At 65.3% G+C, this 19,819-nt stretch carries 17 protein-coding genes; 11 read left to right on the top strand and 6 right to left on the bottom strand.

Translation table 11 applies throughout. From position 1 onward, the window contains the following. Positions 1 to 147: 147 nt before the first annotated feature. The 5 genes from gyrA (at position 148) to CLM74_RS13730 (ending at position 8,000) form a co-directional block, all read left to right on the top strand. Positions 148 to 2,862: a DNA gyrase subunit A gene (gene gyrA, locus CLM74_RS13750; RefSeq protein WP_025876925.1), complete on the top strand. Its 2,715-nt coding sequence runs from the start codon at positions 148 to 150 to the stop codon at positions 2,860 to 2,862. A gap of 130 nt (positions 2,863 to 2,992) precedes the next feature. Next, positions 2,993 to 5,518 carry a membrane-bound PQQ-dependent dehydrogenase, glucose/quinate/shikimate family gene (locus CLM74_RS13745; RefSeq protein ID WP_105164340.1) on the top strand — a complete coding sequence of 842 codons (2,526 nt, stop codon included), beginning with the start codon at positions 2,993 to 2,995 and terminating at the stop codon, positions 5,516 to 5,518. Positions 5,519 to 5,606: 88 nt separating this feature from the next. Beyond that, positions 5,607 to 7,037, top strand: coding sequence for a serine hydrolase domain-containing protein (locus CLM74_RS13740; RefSeq protein WP_105164339.1), 1,431 nt, complete (start codon positions 5,607 to 5,609; stop codon positions 7,035 to 7,037). A gap of 77 nt (positions 7,038 to 7,114) precedes the next feature. After that, the gene (locus CLM74_RS13735) at positions 7,115 to 7,570 is read left to right on the top strand and encodes a DUF4952 domain-containing protein (RefSeq protein ID WP_105165028.1); all 456 of its coding nucleotides are present in this window, start codon (positions 7,115 to 7,117) and stop codon (positions 7,568 to 7,570) included. A 46-nt stretch (positions 7,571 to 7,616) separates the two neighbouring features. After that, on the top strand, positions 7,617 to 8,000 hold the full coding sequence (locus CLM74_RS13730) for an energy transducer TonB (protein WP_158684151.1): 384 nt from the start codon (positions 7,617 to 7,619) through the stop codon (positions 7,998 to 8,000). Between the two features lie 4 nt (positions 8,001 to 8,004). On the opposite strand, the gene CLM74_RS13725 is transcribed toward CLM74_RS13730, so the two are convergent. The 4 genes from CLM74_RS13725 to CLM74_RS13710 form a co-directional block, all read right to left on the bottom strand. Further along, on the bottom strand, positions 8,005 to 8,397 hold the full coding sequence (locus CLM74_RS13725) for a DUF3037 domain-containing protein (RefSeq protein WP_105164337.1): 393 nt from the start codon (positions 8,395 to 8,397) through the stop codon (positions 8,005 to 8,007). Further along, entirely contained in the window at positions 8,375 to 9,151 is a 777-nt protein-coding gene (locus CLM74_RS13720) for a HipA family kinase (protein WP_105164336.1), read from the bottom strand. Before CLM74_RS13720 ends, CLM74_RS13725 begins: the two co-directional genes overlap by 23 nt. 64 nt (positions 9,152 to 9,215) lie before the next feature. Then, positions 9,216 to 10,646 carry an XVIPCD domain-containing protein gene (locus CLM74_RS13715; protein WP_105164335.1) on the bottom strand — a complete coding sequence of 477 codons (1,431 nt, stop codon included), beginning with the start codon at positions 10,644 to 10,646 and terminating at the stop codon, positions 9,216 to 9,218. 13 nt (positions 10,647 to 10,659) lie between these two features. Continuing rightward, on the bottom strand, positions 10,660 to 11,166 hold the full coding sequence (locus CLM74_RS13710) for a hypothetical protein (protein ID WP_234003372.1): 507 nt from the start codon (positions 11,164 to 11,166) through the stop codon (positions 10,660 to 10,662). A gap of 760 nt (positions 11,167 to 11,926) precedes the next feature. On the opposite strand from CLM74_RS13710, the gene CLM74_RS13705 reads away from it, so the two are divergent. The 3 genes from CLM74_RS13705 (at position 11,927) to CLM74_RS13695 (ending at position 15,359) form a co-directional block, all read left to right on the top strand. Next, the gene (locus CLM74_RS13705) at positions 11,927 to 12,262 is read left to right on the top strand and encodes a hypothetical protein (protein WP_025876944.1); all 336 of its coding nucleotides are present in this window, start codon (positions 11,927 to 11,929) and stop codon (positions 12,260 to 12,262) included. Positions 12,263 to 12,417: 155 nt separating this feature from the next. Next, positions 12,418 to 14,880, top strand: a complete 2,463-nt coding sequence (locus tag CLM74_RS13700; RefSeq protein ID WP_105164333.1) for a prolyl oligopeptidase family serine peptidase — start codon at positions 12,418 to 12,420, stop codon at positions 14,878 to 14,880. Between the two features lie 155 nt (positions 14,881 to 15,035). Then, positions 15,036 to 15,359, top strand: coding sequence for a hypothetical protein (locus CLM74_RS13695; RefSeq protein WP_025876947.1), 324 nt, complete (start codon positions 15,036 to 15,038; stop codon positions 15,357 to 15,359). A gap of 13 nt (positions 15,360 to 15,372) precedes the next feature. On the opposite strand, the gene CLM74_RS13690 is transcribed toward CLM74_RS13695, so the two are convergent. Further along, positions 15,373 to 16,356, bottom strand: coding sequence for a hypothetical protein (locus tag CLM74_RS13690; protein ID WP_105164332.1), 984 nt, complete (start codon positions 16,354 to 16,356; stop codon positions 15,373 to 15,375). Positions 16,357 to 16,496: 140 nt separating this feature from the next. Here CLM74_RS13690 and CLM74_RS13685 point away from each other — a divergent pair, with 140 nt between their 5' ends. The 3 genes from CLM74_RS13685 (at position 16,497) to CLM74_RS13675 (ending at position 19,228) form a co-directional block, all read left to right on the top strand. After that, positions 16,497 to 17,465, top strand: a complete 969-nt coding sequence (locus CLM74_RS13685; protein ID WP_059064593.1) for a DUF2268 domain-containing putative Zn-dependent protease — start codon at positions 16,497 to 16,499, stop codon at positions 17,463 to 17,465. Positions 17,466 to 17,559: 94 nt separating this feature from the next. After that, entirely contained in the window at positions 17,560 to 18,306 is a 747-nt protein-coding gene (locus CLM74_RS13680) for an SGNH/GDSL hydrolase family protein (RefSeq protein WP_234003483.1), read from the top strand. 202 nt (positions 18,307 to 18,508) lie between these two features. Continuing rightward, positions 18,509 to 19,228, top strand: coding sequence for a hypothetical protein (locus CLM74_RS13675; protein WP_229655613.1), 720 nt, complete (start codon positions 18,509 to 18,511; stop codon positions 19,226 to 19,228). A 15-nt stretch (positions 19,229 to 19,243) separates the two neighbouring features. On the opposite strand, the gene CLM74_RS13670 is transcribed toward CLM74_RS13675, so the two are convergent. Then, on the bottom strand, positions 19,244 to 19,789 hold the full coding sequence (locus tag CLM74_RS13670; protein WP_105164330.1) for a thioesterase family protein: 546 nt from the start codon (positions 19,787 to 19,789) through the stop codon (positions 19,244 to 19,246). Positions 19,790 to 19,819: the final 30 nt, after the last annotated feature.

Here is a 19,819-nt window from a genome sequence, read left to right as displayed (position 1 = left end):
GTTCCTGATTTGTGCCGGTAAAATCACCGTAAAGGCAGGCGGAAAACGGCCCCGTGTGGTAGAATCCAGCGGTTGAATCGAGGTTCCGGCACGACCACCCCCGGGTGGATGCGCCGGACTGGACCGCTACCAGACAACGGAACCCGAATGGCAGAAACCGCCAAGGAAATCATCCAGGTCAACCTGGAAGACGAGATGCGCAAGAGCTACCTCGATTACGCCATGAGCGTGATCGTGGGGCGCGCGCTGCCAGATGCGCGCGATGGCCTCAAGCCGGTGCATCGTCGTGTGCTGTTTGCGATGAATGAACTCAACGCGCACAGCAACAAGCCCTACTTCAAGTCGGCACGTATCGTCGGTGACGTCATCGGTAAGTACCACCCGCATGGCGACCAGTCGGTGTACGACACGCTGGTGCGATTGGCACAGCCGTTCTCGCTGCGCTACATGCTGGTCGATGGCCAGGGTAACTTCGGTTCGGTCGACGGCGACTCCGCCGCGGCGATGCGATACACCGAGGCGCGCATGTCGCGGCTTGCGCATGAGCTGATGGCGGACATCGACAAGGAAACCGTCGATTTCCAGCCCAACTACGACGAAAAGGAACTGGAGCCGACGGTCATGCCGACCCGGTTCCCGAACCTGCTGGTCAATGGTTCGGCCGGTATCGCGGTGGGCATGGCGACCAACATTCCGCCGCACAACCTCACCGAATCGATCAATGCCTGCATCGCGCTGATCGACAATCCGGAAATCGATATCGACGGCCTGATGGAGTTCATCCCGGGCCCGGATTTCCCGACTGCGGGCATCATCAACGGCACCGCCGGCATCATCGCCGGTTACCGCACCGGCCGTGGCCGCGTGCGCATCCGTGCCAAGGCGGATGTCGAAGTGGCCGACAACGGCCGCGAATCGATCATCGTCACTGAAATTCCTTACCAGGTGAACAAGGCGCGTCTGATCGAGAAGATCGCCGAGCTGGTCAAGGAAAAGAAGATCGAAGGCATCAGCGAGCTGCGCGATGAGTCCGACAAGGACGGCATGCGCATCTACATCGAAATCAAGCGCGGCGAGTCGGCCGAGGTTGTGCTCAACAACCTCTACCAGCAGACCCAGATGGAGTCGGTGTTCGGCATCAACATGGTGGCGCTGGTCGACGGCCGCCCGCAGTTGATGAACCTCAAGCAGATGCTGGAGGCCTTCGTCCGCCACCGTCGCGAAGTGGTTACCCGCCGCACCGTGTTCGAGCTGCGCAAGGCGCGCGCCCGGGCCCACGTGCTGGAAGGCCTCACCGTTGCGCTGGCCAACATCGACGAGATGATCGAACTGATCAAGACCTCGCCGAACCCCACCGAGGCACGCGAGCGCATGCTTGCGCGCCTGTGGGAACCGGGCCTGGTCGGTTCGATGCTCGGCGCCGCCGGTGCCGAAGCCTCGCGTCCCGATGACCTGCCCAAGGGCGTGGGCCTGATCGAAGGCGGCTACCAGCTGACCGAGATCCAGGCGACGCAGATCCTGGAAATGCGCCTGCACCGCCTGACCGGGCTGGAGCAGGACCGCCTGACCGAGGAATACAAGCAGCTGCTGGAAGTGATCGCCGGGCTCATCCATATCCTGGAAGATCCCGATCGCCTGCTGCAGGTGATCCGCGAAGAGCTGATCAACGTGCGGGCCGAGTTCGGTGACGAGCGCCGTACCGAGATCCGCCACAGCGAAGAAGACCTGGACATCCTCGACCTGATCGCCCCGGAAGACGTGGTGGTCACCCTGTCGCATGCCGGTTACGTGAAGCGCCAGCCGGTCAGCGCCTATCGCGCCCAGCGTCGAGGCGGCCGTGGCCGCAGCGCGGCGTCGACCAAGGAAGAGGATTTCATCGAGCAGCTGTGGCTGGTCAACACGCACGACACGCTGCTGACCTTCACCAGTTCGGGCAAGGTGTTCTGGCTGCCGGTGTACCAGCTGCCTGAAGCCGGTTCCAATGCCCGCGGTCGCCCGATCATCAACTGGATCCCGCTGGAGCCGGGCGAACGCGTGCAGGCCGTGCTGCCGGTGCGCGAGTACGCCGATGGCCAGTTCGTGTTCTTCGCCACCAAGAACGGTACGGTCAAGAAGACCCCGCTGGGCGAGTTCGCCTTCCGTCTGGCCCGCGGCAAGATCGCGATCAACCTCGACGAGGGCGATGCCCTGGTCGGCGTCGGCCTGACCGATGGCGAGCGCGACATCCTGCTGTTCGCCTCCAACGGCAAGACCGTGCGCTTCGGTGAAGACAAGGTCCGCTCGATGGGTCGTACCGCTACCGGCGTGCGCGGCATCAGGATGCCGGCCGGCGAGGAAGTGGTCAGCCTGATCGTGGCCGAGAGTGCTGGCGGCATCGAGGACGAGAACGAGGACGACAACGGTGTCGAGGAGGCCGTCGCCAATGGCGATGCGCTGATCGAAGGTGCCGACGACGCCAACCTGCGTTACATCCTCACCGCCACCGAAAACGGCTACGGCAAGCGCACCCCGCTGCCGGACTACCCGCGCAAGGGTCGTGGCACGCAGGGCGTCATCGGCATCCAGACCACCGAGCGCAATGGCAAGCTGGTTGCCGCGGTGCTGATGGGTACCGACGATGAAGTCCTGCTGATCTCCGACGGCGGCACCCTGGTGCGTACCCGTGGCTCGGAAATCAGCCGCGTCGGCCGCAACACCCAGGGCGTGACCCTGATCCGCCTGTCCAAGGACGAGAAGCTGCAGGCGGTGGAGCGCATGGATGCCTCGATCGACGAGGACGAGGACGAGGTGGCCGCCGCCGCCCCGGCCGCTACCGACGGCGCACCGGCTGCTGCCAGCAGCGAGGACGCCGCGCAGGAGTGATCCTGCCGCGATGCTGAGGTACCCGACGACGCCGGCCTTGTGCCGGCGTCGTCGTGCCTGCAGTCGAAAATACGCACGCACTTCACGGTGACGGTGGCATAAGGGCGCATGCTGCCCCCGGAGATCGACGATGTCCGCCACGCCGCAGTCTGCTTCCGCGCCTCCGCCCCGCCATCCTCTCGTTACCGTGCTGGCCCTGTTGCTGATCGTGCTCGGCCTGGTCATCGGCGGCCTTGGTGCGTGGCTGCTCAGCCTCGGTGGCTCCTGGTACTACGCCATCGCCGGCTTGGGCCTGCTGGTCTGCGGCATCCTGTTGTGGGGCAATCGGCGTAGCGGTGCACTGCTGTACGCACTGGTGTTCATCGGCAGCCTGCTGTGGACCTGGTGGGAGTCGGGCAGCGATTACTGGCGCTGGGTACCACGGCTGGGCCTGGTGACCGCCCTCGGCATCGTCCTGGCATTGCTGGCGCCGACCCTGCAGGCGCCGGTGCCCAGGCGGCTGTCGCGCAGCGTGGCCGCTGTACTGATGCTGGTCTTCGTGGCCGCCTTCGGCCTCGCGTTCACCCCGCATGGCGTGGTCGACGGGCATCAGCCGTTCCCCGAGCCGGCGGTCAGCGCCGGGCTTGATCCCACCCGTGACACCACCGGCCTGCAGCCTGCCGACCAGCCGGCCGAGGGGGACTGGCCGGCATGGGGGCGCAGCAATGCCGCCACCCGTTATTCGCCGCTGCAGCAGGTCACCCCGGAAAACGTGGGAACCCTGCAACTGGCGTGGCAGTTCCGCACCGGCGACCTGCCGAAGAAGCGCTGGGGTGCGGAAACCACGCCACTGAAGATCGGTGATCGGTTGTACCTGTGCACCGCACGCAATCAGTTGATCGCCCTCGATGCCGGCAGCGGCAAGGAGCTATGGCGTTTCGACCCGAAGGTGAAGGATGCGTCGATCCCGTACACGGCCGCCTGCCGTGGCGTGTCCTATTACGAGCTGCCCAGCGCGCCGACCCTCGCCGATGCCGCACTGGCTGACGTGGCTGCCGATCTCGCGCTGCCCGCACCGCCGCCGACCCGCACCCACCAGAGCGCGGCGCCAGGGAGCCGCTCAGCCTGCAGCGCACGCATCATCGAAGGCACGCTGGACGGCCGCCTGATCGCGGTGGACGCCGACAGCGGTCGCCCCTGCGCGAATTTCGGCAACAACGGCCAGGTCGACATCACCCTGGGCATGGGCGAGGTGCCGCCGGGTTACGTATCGATCACCTCGCCGCCGGCGATCGTCCGCGGTGTCATCGTCACCGGCCACCAGGTACTGGACGGCCAGCGCCGCGACGCGCCCTCCGGCGTCATCCAGGCCTACGACGCGATCAGCGGCAAGCTGCGCTGGGCGTGGGACATGGACCAGCCCGAGCGCAGCGGCCTGCCACCGCGCGAGCAGACCTATACACGTGGCACACCGAACATGTGGACCACCGCTACCGGCGATGAAGCACTGGGCCTGGTGTACCTGCCGATGGGCAATTCCGCAGGCGACTACTGGAGTGGCTCGCGCACCGAAAACCAGAACAGGTACGCGACCTCGCTGGTCGCCATCGATGTGGCTACCGGCAAGCCGGTCTGGCACTTCCAGGCCGTGCGCAATGACGTCTGGGACTACGACCTGGGTTCGCAGGCCAGCCTGATCGACTACCCGACGGCATCGGGAAAGGTGCCGGCGATCCTGCTGCCCACCAAGCAGGGCGACATGTACATCCTCGACCGTCGCAATGGCCAGCTGCTGACCCCGGCCGAGGAGCGCAAGGTGCCACAGGGCGGCGTGGAGCCCGAGCAGCGTGCCGCCACCCAGCTGTTCTCGCTGTACCACACGCTGCGGCGCGACGACGCGCTGACCGAGCGCGACATGTGGGGCATCACCCCCATCGACCAGCTGGTCTGCCGAATCCAGTTCCGCAAGGCACATTACGAAGGGTTCTACACACCGCCCAGCAGCGATCACCACTCCATCGAATACCCCGGCTACAACGGTGGCTCGGACTGGGGCAGCGTGGCCATCGATACGCGGCGTGGCGTGATCGTGGCCAACTACAACGACATGCCCAACTACAACCGGCTGGTGCCGCGCGCCGAAGCCGACCGCAAGGGCTGGCTGCCGCGCGAGCAGATGCGCGCCGACAAGGGCGGTGCCGAAGGCGCGGGGGATCCGCAGGTCGGCACGCCCTATGGCATCGACGTCAACGCCGGTTGGCGGCTGCCGTTCACCGGCCTGCTGTGCAAGCAGCCGCCCTATGGCGGTATCCGTGCGATCGACCTGCGCAGCGGCAAGCTGCTGTGGGACCGGCCGTTCGGCAGCGCGCGTGGCAACGGCCCCTTCGGCATCCGCTCCGGCCTGCCCATTGAAATCGGCACGCCGAACAATGGCGGTTCGGTGGTGACCGCCAGCGGCCTGATCTTCATCGCCGCAGCGACCGACGACCTGCTGCGTGCCATCGACCTGAAGACCGGCAAGGAGCTGTGGCACACCAAGCTGCCAGCCGGTGGCCAGGCCAGCCCGATGGTGTACGAGCAGGGCGGGCGGCAATACGTGGTCATCATGGCTGGCGGGCACCATTTCATGGAGACGCCGGCCGGGGATTACGTGATGGCGTATGCGTTGCCGGAATAGCCCAAGGGTGTGAGTGCGGCTGCAGTGCATGGACTCTGTGCGATTGTCCTCTAGGATGGCGCTACGTTCTGCCTGCGAAGGATTCGCCATGTCCGTGTACCGTCAACGCTTCTGTGCCTTGCTGTTGGCTTTCGCCTTGCTGCCGGCATTGTCATCCAGTGTTGGTGTGGCCGAAGTACCTGCCGGATCGAGCGGTCCGCGCGCACAGGATGCCGTGGATGAATGGTTGGCTGCCTTCAATGCGGGCAGCCTCGATGGATTGCAGGCGTTCGCCGACAGGTACGCAAAGAAGGCGGGCAGCGGCCCGCAGGATTACCTGGAGTTCCGTGCGTCAAGTGGGCCGATGAAGGTGCTCGACGTCCGCTCGAGCACGCCGGAGAAGGTCGAAGTGCTGGTGCTGGGCGAGAGCAGTGAACGGGCGATGCTGTTGACTGCGGAAATGGACCCTGCCGCTCCACGCCACGTGAAGCTGTTCCAGTTGGAGGGTGTGCCGACGCCGCAACAGTTCCAGCCCGCACGAATGGAGCTGCCGGCACTTCTGGGCGAAATCACGGCACGGCTCAACGCGCTGCAGGCGGCCGACGCACTCTCTGGCGCCGTGCTGGTCGCGCACGATGGCAAGGTGCTGATGCAGTGGCAGGGAGGGCTCGCCAACCGTGAGCAGCGCGTGCCCGTCGATGCGCAGACGCAGTTCCGCCTTGCCTCTTCCAACAAGATGTTCACCGCAGTGGCGATCCTGCAACTGGCTGAGGCCGGCCGTCTTACCCTGGATGACACCATCGGCAAGCGCCTGGCGGACTATCCCAACGAAGGGGTGGCAGGTACGGTCACGATCCGGCAACTGCTCAACCATACCAGTGGGCTCGGTGATTTCTTCGGTGATGATTTCGAGCACTACGCGGCGTCACTGAGAACGCACGACGATTATGTGCAACGCTTCGCCAAGGATCCCCCGCAGTTTGCCGCAGGCAGCCAGGATGGCTATTCCAACTACGGGTTCATTGTGCTCGGTAGGATCATCGAGGCGGTGTCCGGGCAGACGTACTACCACTATGTCAACGACCATATTCTCCGCGCAGCGGGCATGACGGCAACCGGCTTTGAGCCGGAATTGGTGGACGTTCCACATCGTGCACCCGGCTATACCCGGGCGAAAGGACAGTGGCTCAGCGAAACCAGATCCCTGCTATGGCGCGGGACTGCGGCCGGTGGCGGTTACAGCACCGTGGGTGACATGTTGAAGTTCGCCGAGGCCCTGCGTGCCGGCACCCTGGTTTCGCCGGCGTGGCTACAGCAGGCCACGCGTCCGCAGAACAACAAGGGCTGGTACGGCTACGGGTTCATGGTGCAGGGAGAGGGCAGGCAGCGCCAGTTCGGCCATGAGGGCGGGGCGCCCGGCTCGAACAGCGCCATTGTGGTGATGCCTGAGCAGGGATATGTACTGATCGGCCTGGCCAACGTCGATCCGGATGCAATGGGCAATGTGATCAACTACATCGCCCGCCGCGTGCCCCTGTGATGCACGGCGCCGGCAGCAACGACCGACAGCAGAGCGGCAAGAGGGGCCTGATTGGACTGCAATGGTCATCGCTGTGCATGGCTTTCCTTCTTGCCGGCACGGCACAGGCACAGCGTCCCGACGCCGCGCTTGCAGAATGGGAACTACACGGCCGCTCCGAAGGCCTGGCCCGCCCCGACACCGTCTGCCAGGATTTCCTGCAGGCGATGGGACGAAAACCAGCCGAGCTGGAATACGTAGGCTGCACGCAGGACGACGATTCCTACATCCAGCCGATGGAAGCGCGGTATCGCGTCAGCGGTGCCTCGGCGGCGAAGATCGAAGCCTATCTGCAGCAGACCTTTGGCATGCCGTCATTGACATATGTATGTTGTGGCTGGAGCAGCGGCGCGCCTTATTTCTGGCATGAGCAGCCGGGCAGCGTGAAGTACCAGATCGGCATGGGCGTGGAATCGCTGCACCATCCGCGCACGCAGTGGAGCGCGATTCCCTACTTCACGGTAACCGTTGCGGTGAACCGCAAAGGCCCTTGATGGCGTACGCTTGAAACCAACCACTGGCGTACAAGGAATGACAACCATGCCCCCGATGCTGCTCCGTGTTGCTGCCATCACGCTTGCCCTGGCACTGAGCCAGGCCGCCGCCGCCGCATCTCCCGAGCCGCTGCAGCTGCCGCAGGCCGAAGCGTTGACGTACTGGAAGCCGGCGGAGGGAACCTTCCGCCCACAACTCAATGTCGACCCCGGCCGTGTGCCGTTCGCGGAGGAGGTGACCGTGGCCTATTCGGTCAACAAGCGCGGCCGGACGTATGACGTAAAGGTGGTGGAGGCCAAGCCGTCGACGGCCTTCAGTGGCTGGGCGTTGAATGCGGTCAAGGCGATGCGCTTCACGGCAACGGACAGCAACACCGAGCGCACGCCGATCCGCAGCGAAATGACTGCACGCTGGGGCGGTGGCAAGTAGTGCGCTAGGCAGGTACCCGAACCATCTTTGCCATCAGGTGTTCGACCACGCCCGCCGGGTCCGCCGTGCGGCCTACGTGTGTGCTGGACATCTGCACCACCGAGCTGCGCTTGGCGGTCAGGAAATGGAAGCGCGCGCGCGCAGGCAGCTGCGCGATCGGGCCGGCGCCGGCATCGCCCCGGCAGATCGCCACGATGGCATCCAGCCACGGCTGCAGCGCTTCAATATCCAGCGCCGGCGCGAAGGCGTGCAGGCGCGCGGCATCGATCTCGATTGCCGCTTCCAGGTGCCGTGCACCCGGGCAGGACACGATCACGCCGACGTTGATGAACTCCTCGCGTTCCACCCGCGGTACCACGCGGATGACGGCATAGTCATACGTGTGCAGCATGGGCACGGATGGCCTCCTGCACAAACACCGCACGCACCTTCAGGCGATGCTTCAGGTAGTTGATGTAGCCCTGCCGGTAAGCCTGGGGGCTGTCGAAGGTCGGCTCATCGACCAGCCAGCTGTCCGGCACCAGGCCGACGATGCGCTCGATCTCCGCATCAGGCAGGCGCGCGGCCAGCTCGGCATCCACCTCGGCGATGCGGCTGGCGAATGACAGCAGCACGTGGTCACGGATCAACACGAACGGCTTCTCGCAGGCATCGCCGGCGTTGGCCCAGTCGTGATGGAAGTACATCGCCGCACCGTGGTCGATCAGGTACAGCTTGCGGTGCCAGACCATCAGGTTCGGATTGCGCGTGGTGCGATCGACGTTGCTGGTGAATGCATCAAACCAGACGATGCGCGAGGCCAGGTCGGCGTCCACCGGCATCGCCGCCGGATCGTAGTTGATCGCGCCGGGCAGGTAATCCAGGCCCAGGTTCAGGCCTTCGCTGGCGCGGATCAGGTCCTGGATCTCCGGGTCCGGCTCGGTCCGCGCGAACTCGCTGTCCAGCTCGACGAACAGGATCTCCGGAATCGGCAGGCCCACCGCGCGTGCCATCTCGCCTGCGATCAGCTCGGCGATCAGCGCCTTGGGCCCCTGGCCAGCGCCACGGAACTTGAGCACCGCCATACCGTCGTCGTCGGTCTCGACCACGGCAGGCAGCGAGCCACCTTCCCGCAAGGGGGTTATATAACGGAGGGCATGGACGGTACGCATGGGTGCATTCTAGCGTGGCCCATGCTTGGGTTGCGCCGGGTGGTGCCCGGCGCTGTCCCTGACGTCAGTGCGACAACGCGCTGCGCTGCTGTTCCTGCACCTGCTGGCGCGTCTGTTCCTGCGAGGCGTGGTCGGCCTGGCGCTGGTTGACGATAGCGAGGCTGTCCAGGCTTTCCTGCACCGGCCGCTGCGCGGCTTCGGCCGTGGCTGCCGATGCACGCAGCGACGCAGGATCATCCAGCGCGCCCTTCACCACGAACACGTTCTGCGCCGCAGCGACATCGCCTGCCTGCCGGTTGAGCACCACATGATCCACGCGGTCCAGGCCGTTCTCGCGGGCCAGTACCAGCAGGCTTGCGCTCAGGCGTTCACTGGAGGCGTCGAAGCTGCGGCCGTTGGCGGCATCCAGCTCTGCCACCTTGCCGCGGATCTGATCGTGCAGGGCACGGTCGTTGCCTCCCGCCAACGGCGCAGCCTGCGCTTCGGTCGGCACGGGTGTGGTTGCCTGTGCAGTGATGGGCACGTGGGCGTAGGTGCCCTCGGTGTGGTCGAAATAGTGCAGCGTGGACGGCGAGGTGCTGGTATCGAAGTAGGGCTGCCGTGGTGGCGCGCCTTTACCCAGAGAGAGACCGTTCTGTTCCAGCAGGCTTTCCTGCAGGCCGAGCTGTGCCATGTTCACCGACATCCGGCTGATGCCATCGGGTGCGGGGTTCTTGGCTTCTTCCTTGCAGGCGCGGCCGATGGCATCGGTGGCGTAGTAGTTCTGGTAATCCGAATTGCCGTTGGGACCCAGCCGCGACGACACACCTTCGTCGTAGTAGTGCTTGCCCATGCCCTCGATGTTGGCGGCAGTGGCGGTCATGCTCAGGTCTGCATTGAGCGTCAGGTCCGGATGCGCGGCATAGGTCATCGGCGGGCCGGGCTGCACGCGCACGAACTCCTCTGCACGGGTACTTGCTTTGTAGAGATCTTCCAGCGTGGCGTCCGGTTTGGCGGTCTTGACCATGCCGACCAGCGCATTCCAGCCCTCGATGTTCGCCGATGCCTCGTCGCGCCGGTTGGCTGCGAGCAGGGTACCGATGGCCTGGGTGTAGTCGTGGGTCGAATCGCGTGCGGCAATGTCTGCAATATCGGAATCAAACTGCTTATAGGCCCGTTCGGTCGCTGCATCATTGAACCCATGCTGCAGCTCATGGCCCAGTACGAAGGTCAGCTCTGCCGCGTCGTGCCTGTCCCCCGCTGGTGTGGACAGACTGGATGCCGGCAGGCTGATCGTCTTTGCGCCGCCGTCGTACTCGCCGCCCACACTGCTGTCGGCAGGCAGCAGCTCAAAGCGCTGCAGATGACCGGCAGCGATGGCCGAGTCGACCTGGGTTGCCAGCGCCGGAGAGTTGGCGATGGCCTTGCGAAGGTTGTCGACCTGATCGGTCGTTACATCGGGTTTTCCTGCAAATTCGGTCAGCAGGCGTTCCGTATCCGCTGAAAGCGTAGGCATGGTGCGCTGCTCCTTACTGCACGGTGACAAGGCGGACGCAGGCATGCGCCGGCTCGCCAGACGGGGTCGGATTCTCAGCCATCGTGTCGACCTTGATGGTCAGATCCGGGCGATCGAAACGGTCATGGATGACCCGGCCGTGCTCGCCGCGGATGGTGTCGCGCTTGAAGCCCGCAGCCTGCAGAGCCGAGGCGAACTGATTGAAGTCGACCTGGCAGATCGCCGTTGCGTTGGCTTTGCGGTCGGCGGTGGTGTCGATGAAATTGAGATCGAGACGCGCATCGGCGGCGCCAGCCTTCTTGACCTCGAGGCCGTAGCTCCACTCTGGAGTGAGCGTGCCACCGTAGCCGAAATGACCTGGGCCGAAACTCTGCGCGGGCGCCTGCATGGCCTGCGATACCCGTTCAAGGGTCAGTTCACGGGTGGAGGTGGTGTCCTTGATCAGATCCAGCAGGCGCAAAAGAAGCTGATCTGCGGTGAGCGCAGACGGCGTTGCGGCGTCGGAGGCAGTCGATGCCATGGTAGCGGGTCCTTGAGAAGTCGACGAATGGTCAGTCGCGTGTGCGCAGGCGCAGAGCGAGGCCGCACTTAGGACGATCGTCCACGGCCGTGTGAATGCGTACCCAAGCATAAGCGTTCCCTGCATGTTGAGCGCTGACCCTAAAGTGGGCCAGGTGAATCACAGGTTAAATGCAATTGACGATTGCTGGCACCGGGGCCGGGCGCTTCGGACCTCAGGTGTTTGCTGCAAGCGGAGTTGCCACCGCCGGGCTCTCCCTGGCGGCGCGCAGTCGGCTCTGGATGCCATGGAATTTTCTTCACTTCCTCATTCCTTGAGAGGTGGCAGCATCCAGCCGTGAGTCGATCAAGCACTGGCGTGGCCTTGAATTGCAGGCCTCCCTGCCGTTTTCCCGCGACCGACACCCGCCAGCTTGTTTCCGGCACATTTGCGCAGCGTTGAACGTGGTCCTGCGAGGCCACTCCCCTCGGCAAGGAGGCCCGCGATGCACAGTCCTGTTCACGCGTATACCTACCGCATCAGCAACCAGCCTATCGCGCAGGCAGCGTGCGCTGGTGTTGGCAGACATGCTGAAGACGTTGCTGCGGTTCATGCAGCCTCAGACAGAATTCTTCCGTGAGTTGAGCACCGATGGTTGGCTCTGCATCCCGCAATGCGCAGAGCCACTACATGCATGCGAGTCGCCCCATGGCGCTGCTTCGTTCGCAGCACTGGGCGCGCATCTCGTCCACGATGTCCACGCAGGCTTCCGAGGTGCACGATGAGCAACGAATCGAGAGGAGCCCTGCCGCCCCTGGATCTGGATGATGCCAAGGCCGCGCAGATGATTGGCAAGCTGGTGCTGGTGGGCGTTACCCGTTTTGGCGGCGATGGCCAGGTGCAGGGGCTGGAGCAGTTTGCCGGCACCGTGCTGAGGGTCAGTGCCGAAGAAGGGCTGGTGCTGGCCGATGGCGATGACGGCCATGAGCGCTACCTGCCGCCCATGCTGGACCAGTACCTGCCGGCCGCGCCGGGCGAGTACCAGTTGCGGTCCAGCGGGGTGACGGTGATCGATCCCGATTATCTGTCCACCTGGGAACTGCACGCGCGGCAGTAGGCGAAGGGCATCCAGAGAGGGGCCGGTCCAGGCAGGGCCACGCTTTGCAGGATGGGGCGACTAGCCCTTCCGGCCCATTTCTTGGTGGGCAGGGGGTGTTAGATTCGGCCCATGCCCGCCGTGCGGGTACCCAACTCACACCCCAGGGGAAAAGGATGCTCATCCGTCGCACCTCTCTGGCGGCGGCCGTTGCCGTTGCCACGCTCGGCCTGTTGGCCGCTGGCCCGGCCTTCGCCGACTACGCCAAGCCGCCGGAACACCTGCTCAAGGTGCTCAAGGCGCCGCCGCCGCCGGCACCGAACATCGACCCCAGCGGCCAGCGCCTGCTGCTGACCACCGCACAGACCTATCCGTCCATCACCCGCGTCGCCCAGCCGTACCTGAAGCTGGCTGGCGTGCGCCTGGAACCGAAGAACCGCAGCCGCCACGACACCCCCGGTGGCTATGGCATTCCGGCCTGTGTGGCCGACTTCACCCTGGTCGAGATCGTCAGCGGCAAGAGCACCAAGGTGAACCTGCCGCAGGGGTGCGCAGGTGGCGCACAGTGGTCAGCCGATGGCAGCCGTTTCGCCTTCCAGAATGCCGTCGATACCAGCGTGCAGCTGTGGGTCGGCGACGCCGCCACCGGCCAGGTGAAGCAGGTGCCGAACGTGCAGTTGAACCCCATCTTCGGCAGCACGGTGCAGTGGCTGGGCGGCAGCCAGAACCTGCTGGTGAAGCTGGTGCCGGCCAACCAGGGGCCGGCGCCGTCCAACGGCGGTACGCCCACCGGTCCGGACGCGCAGGAGTCGCTGGGCAGCAGTGGCGAGAGCAGCACCTATGAAGCGCGTGACACGCTGACCAGCGTGCACGATGAAAAGCTGTTCGCCTATTACGGTGCCTCGCAGCTGGCGGTGGTCGATGCCGCTGCCGGCAGCGTGCGCCCGGTTGGCCAGCCGGCGCTGTACAACGACGTCAACGCCGCACCCGATGGCGTGCATGTGCTGACCGAGACCCTGAAGGCGCCGTTCTCGCATGCGGTGACCTACCAGCGCTTCGCCAATGATGTGGCGGTGCTGGACCTGGCCAATGGCCGCAATACGGTTCTGGCGAGCCTGCCGCTGGCCGATCGCGTGCCGGTACACGGTGTGCCGGAAGGTCCGCGGGGTTACGACTGGCGCTCCACCGATCCGGCCACCCTGGTCTATGCCGAAGCGCTGGACAAGGGCGACTGGAAGGTGAGCGTGCCGCATCGCGATCGCGTGCTGATGCTGAAGGCCCCGTTCACCGGCAAGCCGGTGGAAATCGCCCGCACTGCACAGCGCTTCGAGGGGTTTGCGTGGTCGGCCGACCCGGCCGTGTCGTTCCAGTTCGAGAACGACGAGAACCGCCACTGGATGCAGGCCCGCATCGTCGATGTGGACCAGCCGAAGAAGGAAGGTCGCCTGCTGTGGGACATGTCCAGCGATGAGCTGTACGGCAACCCGGGCAACCTGGTGTTCAAGCGCCTCCCCAGCGGTGCGCCGGTGGTGCGCCAGGAGGGCAACACCGTGTTCCTGCGCGGGCAGGGGGCGTCGCCGCAGGGCGACCGTCCGTTCCTGGATGCGCTCGATCTGGCTACGTTGAAGAGCGAACGCCTGTTCCGCAGTGATGCCGATGCGTACGAACAGTTCCTGGGGTTCAGCAATACACCGGGTCGCTTCCTGACCTGGCACCAGTCGGTGATGGACCCGCCGAACGCATTCGTGCGACTGCTCGGTGAGCGCATCAACGATGCCAAGGCCGGCGAGGCACAGTTCCAGTCCAAGCCTGCTGCGTTGACCAAGCTGGTCGACCCGAGCCCGGAAGTGCGGCAGATCCAGAAGCGCCTGGTGACCTACAAGCGCGCCGATGGTGTGGACCTGTCGTTCACCCTGTACACGCCGCCGGGCTACAAGGAAGGCCAGCGCGTGCCGGCGATCCTGTATGCCTACCCGGCCGACTTCGCCAATGCCGCGCAGGCCGGCCAGGTCTCCGGGTCGCAGCAGACGTTCACTCGTCTGCAGCCGTACCGCCTGATGCTGCTGGCCGGCTACGCGATCATCGACAACGCCTCGTTCCCGATCGTGGGTGACCCGAAGAACGCCTACGACACCTATCTGGAACAGCTGGAAGCCGACGCCAAGGCGGCGGTGGACAAGGCCGTGGAGCTGGGCGTGGTCGACCGCAACCGTATCGGCGTGACCGGCCACAGCCATGGTGGCCTGATGACCGCCAACCTGATCGCCCACACCAACCTGTTCAAGGCCGGCGTGGCGACCAGTGGCTCGTACAACAAGACCTTCACCCCGTTCGGCTTCCAGAACGAGCGTCGCTCGGTATGGCAGGCGCAGGATGTGTACCTGAAGGCCTCGCCGTTCTTCTACGCCGACAAGATCAAGCTGCCGCTGCTGCTGGTCCACGGCGAGGACGACGCCAACCCGGGCACCGAGCCGTTCCAGTCGCGCAAGCTGTACCAGGCGATCCGCGGCAATGGTGGTACCACCCGCCTGGTGATGCTGCCCAACGAGCCGCACTGGTATACCGCGCTGGAATCGAACGAGCAGCTGGTGTCGGAAATGCTCAACTGGTTCGACACCTACGTGAAGAACGCGAAGTAATCCGGCAAGGCCGCCCTCCGGGGCGGCCTTTCTGGTTCAGGCATCCAGTCCAGGTATCCCCCTGTGGGTGTTGCGTAACCATCTGTGATGCAGGCATGGATCGGCCACAAAGCTGCGGTACGCTGCGCATCTGATGTCCGCTACGGGTTCGCTCCATGAAGGCCTTCATCCTCGCCGTATCGCTGTCGATTTCCGTTGTCCCGGGCACTGCATTCGCCCAGCCGCTGCCGGCCGAGCTGGCAGCATTGGGCATCACTGCCGGCATGCCCTACAGCAAGGCCAAGCGCCTTCTTGATGCCGCAGGGTGGCAGGCCAGCCCGCCACGCGATGCGCCGGAAGTGTTGGACGGTTTTCCGGAAGTGGGCTGCCAAAAGGGCGGCAACAATTGCAGCAGCACTTTCGCCAAGGATGGGCAGCAGGTCGCTCTGCAGGTGGGAACCACGCTGGCGGGCCAACCCTTCGTGCAGGGCGGCCGCTGAGCACGACGGGCACTCAGCCCAGCGGCAGGTTCTCCAGCGCACGCGACATCCGATCATGCAGGTCGCGCACGCGTTCGGCCTTGGCATCCACACGGCGCTCATCGCCGAAGCTGCGGACATAGGCGCATGCAGCGAAGCCGGCGCTTTCCCTTTCGTACTCGGCGACCCACGCCAGGCGGTCGGGGTTGCTGGCCTGCTCGGCCGACCAGGCCGCCACCGGCGGACGGATGTGCGCGATGATGCCAAGCCGCCACGGTTTGGGTGTCAGCCGCGCACGGAAGCAATGCTGCAGCGTGCACATGCGTGCATACAACGTGTCGGTGCCCAATGCCTTGAAGAAGGCATGCACCTGCGCATCCTGTGGTTCGAACGTGGCATGCATCGCCAGTATGCGCAGCCCGGCCGGGGTGCGGTAAGCGCGCAGGTGCCAGTCGGGGTGGTGCTCGACGAATGCCTGCACGCGCTGCAGTGCGATGCCCTCGACGCCGCCGGACCGGGCCAGCCGTCGATTGCGCCGCCCCGACAGGATCTGGTTGACCACCACCATGGCAATGCCGCCGGCCGCCAGGCCGATGTTGAAGTTGCCCAGCGCACCGCCGATCAGCGCACCGGCCGCCAGCAGCCCCAGCGCACCGAGCAGCGGCAATGCGCAGCCTGACGGAGTGGACGCGTGGTCGATATCCGCAAACAGTACGTCCGGGGTGTTCAGGCACAGCGCGCCGTAGCTGTTGCGGGTAACGATGACGTCATCGCTGCGCTGCACGATCTGCTCGCGGATCGGGATGCCTTCGACACCGTAGTTGGTCCGTCGCTCGCGACGCGGCACGGACTGGCCACTGAGGATGGCATCAAGCGCTTCGCGTGCACGTGCATCGGCGTGGGCCTGCGCGGCGTCCTGGTCGTCGTCGGACCAGCCGAACCGGCGTACCACCAGCGGGCGTCCCTTGTACCTGTCCTGCAGGCGGGCTTCGGCCCAGTACGCTGGAACGATCATCATCCTGTATTCCCCTCGCTTCCCTGGCAGCCGGTCGGCACGAGTCTGGCACAGCCGCAGAGTGCGTTGCACGATACGGCAGCGCATGCGCCGACGCGGTGGTAAATTGCGCGCTTCGCGTGCACTCCACCAAGGACGGAGCCATGTTCGTGTCATTGCGTTGCCTGCTTGTCCTGGCCCTCGGCGGGGTGATCGGCACTGCCCAGGCGGCCGCGCCGGGACCGGAAATCCTGACCGCTGATGCCACCCGTTTCTACGCGCTGTACGAGGCCGCTGGCGGCAAGCCCAGCGTGGCCCAGCTTGAGCAGTACCTGGCACAGGGCACGCCGAGCCTGGCCCAGTTCGCCAAGCTGCGCCGGGTGACCGCCCAGCGCATGGCCGAAGCGATGGCGCGCGACCCTGCGCTGTACGCCAATGGACGGGCCTGCCTGGCGGAGTTGCCGGCGGTGCGGCAGCGACTGGTGCAGGTGTTCGCTAATCTGCAGGCGATCTATCCGCAGGCGAAGTTTCCGCCGGTGGCGATCGTGGTGGGGCGCGGCAAGCCGGTGGGCATGACGTACCCCGATGGCGTGGTGATCGGCCTGGAAGCACTGTGCGCGGCCGATTTCATGAACGCCAACGCGCAGGACCGCTTCGTGCACGTGATCGCGCATGAGTACGTGCATATCCAGCAGACCGGCGTGAGCGAGTACGAAGCAGGCGACCCGCGGGCGACGGTGCTCCGCGAGTCGCTGGGCGAGGGGATCGCCGAGTTCATCGCCGAGCTGATTTCCGGCAACGTTGGCAACGGGCGGCATGCCGGTTGGACGCGGGGCAGGGAAGTGCATATCGAAAGCGCCTTCGCGCTGGACGTGGACAGCACCGATCTGACGCCCTGGCTGTACAACTACACGCCGGGTTCGCAGGAGCCCTACGATCTGGGTTACTGGGTGGGCTACCGCATCGCCAAGGCGTATTACCTGCAGGCCGGCAACAAGCGCGATGCCGTGCGCGCGCTGATCCAGCAGGACAACCCGAAGGCGATCCTGCAAGCCAGCGGCTGGACGCCAGGGATGTGGATGCCGGCGAAGGTGACGGGTGTGGCGGCAAGGGCGGCTGCATCGGCCAAGTGACCATTGGCAGGCCGCGCTAGACTGCCCAGGTCGACAACGGAGGATGCTCATGCGCAGGAGGACTTCACTGGCCTGGCTGCTGGCCGGATCGCTCATGGCGGGGCTGGCCACGCCAGTGTTGGTGCAGGCGGCCAGCAATCCATTGCTGACCAAGCCAGTGGAGCAGGTGCAGCCAGACGAAGTGCGCTTCATGCAGCAGCGTCTGTCCGATTGGCCGCAGCTGCAGAAGTACCGCGCAGCCAATGCTGCTTTGCCCGCGCCACGGGCCGGCCAGTCACGTGTGGTGTTCTTCGGCGATTCGATCACCGAAGGCTGGGGCAGGGAAGGCAGCAGCACCTTCTTCCCCGGCAAGGGTTACCTCAATCGCGGCATCAGCGGGCAGACCACCGCACAGATGCTGGTGCGCTTTTCGCAGGATGTGCTGGCGCTGCGCCCGAATGTGGTGGTGATCCTGGCCGGCACCAATGACATCGCCGGGAACACCGGCCCGTCCACGCAGGCGATGATCGAGGACAACCTGCAGGCCATGCTGGATCTGGCCAAAGCGCATGGCATTGCGGTGGTGCTGGCGTCGGTGTTGCCGGTCAGCGAGTACCCGTGGATGCCGGGCATAGCACCTGCATCCAAGGTGCGTGCATTGAATGCTGCGTTGAAGCGGCAGGCCGATGCACGCGGGCTGGTCTATCTGGACTACCACACGCCGATGGCCAACCGCGCCGGCGGACTGGATGCGCAGTTGGCAACCGATGGCGTACATCCGACGGCGAAGGGCTATGCGCTGATGGCGCCGCTGGCCGAGGCGGCGATCAAGCGCGCGCAGGCGAACGCGCCCAAGCGCTGAGATTGGAACAGTGCCGGCCGCTGGCCGGCAACCTCGATCTGCATGCCGAACGGGTTGCCGGCCAGCGGCCGGCACTACCCTATCGCCAGTTCCGCCAGAAGCCACTCACAGAAACGCATCACCAACGGACGCGACGCCGCTGCGATAGAGTGTCCACCGAGCGGGCCGCGCACGGTGGCCGCCAGGGACGACGAGGCAGGGAATGCAGAACGGAATCGGCAGCAGGCTGCGCTTGGCCGGCGTGGCCACGGTACTGATGTTTGCAGGTCAGGCGAGCGCCATTGCCGCGCCTGCAGCGTCACCGATTACACGTGAGGCGGTGGCCGGCATTTCCCTGAGCGAATGGACCGCGCGTTGGTGGCGCTGGGCTGACGAGCAGAGGGTGGCGCCTTACCTGGATCCCGATGGTCGCCTGTGCGAACTGGGCCAGGAGGGGCCGGTCTGGAACCTGGCAGGAACCAATGGCCGCTTCCAGCCACGCAGGCAGTGCGTGGTGCCCGAGGGCAGGCACCTGTTGCTGCCCATCATCAACATGGCCAGCTACCAGACCGGGGAAGACGTCTCCTGCGAGGAGCTGCAGGCCGGCGCGGCGATCAACAACGACCATCTTGTCAGCGCTGTGGTGCTGCTGGACGGGCAGCCGTTGGGTGACATGCGCCTGCACCGGGTGAAGAGCGAAGGTTGCTTCCGCATGGATCCGGATGACGACGACTCGAGATTGGCTGCAGCCGACGGCTACTGGCTGATGCTCAAGCCACTGACGCCCGGTCGGCACACCGTGAGCGTCGGCGCCAACTATGGCGCGCCCGAAGGTGGCGCGTACAGCCAGATGCGGCAGACCTTCGAGTATGTGCTGCATGTGGGTGGCCGCACGCAGATCACCTTCGTGACCCCCATGATGGTGGAGGCGTCTGCCCCCTGATCTGCGTGGCAGGGGTCAATCATGGTCCTGCTTCAACGCCAGATCGGCAGCCAGCAGCGCCTCGGCTGCCGCACTCAGGGCCGGCGAGGGCGGAGCAACCACGCCGATCGATTCCATCATCTGTGGCATGCCGACGAACTGACGTGCGCGGCGGTCGTAGATGCCGGTGATCAGCAGTGCACGCGTGGCGGTTTTCTGCTCCGGGCCGATCAGTACGCGCTGCTCCATGATGCCGCGTGTGCCGACCCAGCCGACCAGTCGCGTTTCCAGGGTGAAGCGCTGGAACGGCTTCAGCTCGCGCCGGAACTGGATGGTGCCGGCGCCAACAATCGGCGCCCACTTCTCACGCAGCGCCACCTTGCCCAGGCCCATGCGCAGGATCAGGTCCAGCCGGCCCAGGTCGAAGATGTTCCAGTAGCGGCCGTTGGTCATGTGCAGGTTGCTGTCCAAGTCGTTGGGCAGCACCCGGAACTGCAGGCGGGAGACGCCGAACGGGGCCTCCAGCTTCGGCCGGAACAGGCTGCGCAGCAGCAGGTGGAGCAGGCGGAACCAGAGATTCATGATTATGACGACTGTTATAGAGCGGTCGAT

Origin of the sequence: Stenotrophomonas sp. MYb57 (assembly GCF_002966815.1) — a bacterium.
GTDB lineage: Bacteria > Pseudomonadota > Gammaproteobacteria > Xanthomonadales > Xanthomonadaceae > Stenotrophomonas > Stenotrophomonas indicatrix.
Note: the sequence above shows the minus strand (reverse complement) of the source record. Positions and strands in the feature narration are given on the sequence as shown.

Excerpts from the sequence above, each read along its gene's own strand:
- CLM74_RS13700 (WP_105164333.1), top strand. The coding sequence starts at position 12,418 with ATGCTCATCCGTCGCACCTCTCTGGCGGCGGCCGTTGCCGTTGCCACG.
- CLM74_RS13735 (WP_105165028.1), top strand. The coding sequence starts at position 7,115 with ATGGCTTTCCTTCTTGCCGGCACGGCACAGGCACAGCGTCCCGACGCC.
- CLM74_RS13730 (WP_158684151.1), top strand. The coding sequence starts at position 7,617 with ATGCCCCCGATGCTGCTCCGTGTTGCTGCCATCACGCTTGCCCTGGCA.
- CLM74_RS13680 (WP_234003483.1), top strand. The coding sequence starts at position 17,560 with ATGGCGGGGCTGGCCACGCCAGTGTTGGTGCAGGCGGCCAGCAATCCA.
- CLM74_RS13685 (WP_059064593.1), top strand. The coding sequence starts at position 16,497 with ATGTTCGTGTCATTGCGTTGCCTGCTTGTCCTGGCCCTCGGCGGGGTG.
- CLM74_RS13745 (WP_105164340.1), top strand. The coding sequence starts at position 2,993 with ATGTCCGCCACGCCGCAGTCTGCTTCCGCGCCTCCGCCCCGCCATCCT.
- CLM74_RS13690 (WP_105164332.1), bottom strand. The coding sequence starts at position 16,356 with ATGATGATCGTTCCAGCGTACTGGGCCGAAGCCCGCCTGCAGGACAGG.
- CLM74_RS13705 (WP_025876944.1), top strand. The coding sequence starts at position 11,927 with ATGAGCAACGAATCGAGAGGAGCCCTGCCGCCCCTGGATCTGGATGAT.
- CLM74_RS13720 (WP_105164336.1), bottom strand. The coding sequence starts at position 9,151 with ATGCGTACCGTCCATGCCCTCCGTTATATAACCCCCTTGCGGGAAGGT.
- CLM74_RS13740 (WP_105164339.1), top strand. The coding sequence starts at position 5,607 with ATGTCCGTGTACCGTCAACGCTTCTGTGCCTTGCTGTTGGCTTTCGCC.
- CLM74_RS13710 (WP_234003372.1), bottom strand. The coding sequence starts at position 11,166 with ATGGCATCGACTGCCTCCGACGCCGCAACGCCGTCTGCGCTCACCGCA.
- CLM74_RS13670 (WP_105164330.1), bottom strand. The coding sequence starts at position 19,789 with ATGAATCTCTGGTTCCGCCTGCTCCACCTGCTGCTGCGCAGCCTGTTC.
- CLM74_RS13695 (WP_025876947.1), top strand. The coding sequence starts at position 15,036 with ATGAAGGCCTTCATCCTCGCCGTATCGCTGTCGATTTCCGTTGTCCCG.
- CLM74_RS13715 (WP_105164335.1), bottom strand. The coding sequence starts at position 10,646 with ATGCCTACGCTTTCAGCGGATACGGAACGCCTGCTGACCGAATTTGCA.
- gyrA (WP_025876925.1), top strand. The coding sequence starts at position 148 with ATGGCAGAAACCGCCAAGGAAATCATCCAGGTCAACCTGGAAGACGAG.
- CLM74_RS13675 (WP_229655613.1), top strand. The coding sequence starts at position 18,509 with ATGCAGAACGGAATCGGCAGCAGGCTGCGCTTGGCCGGCGTGGCCACG.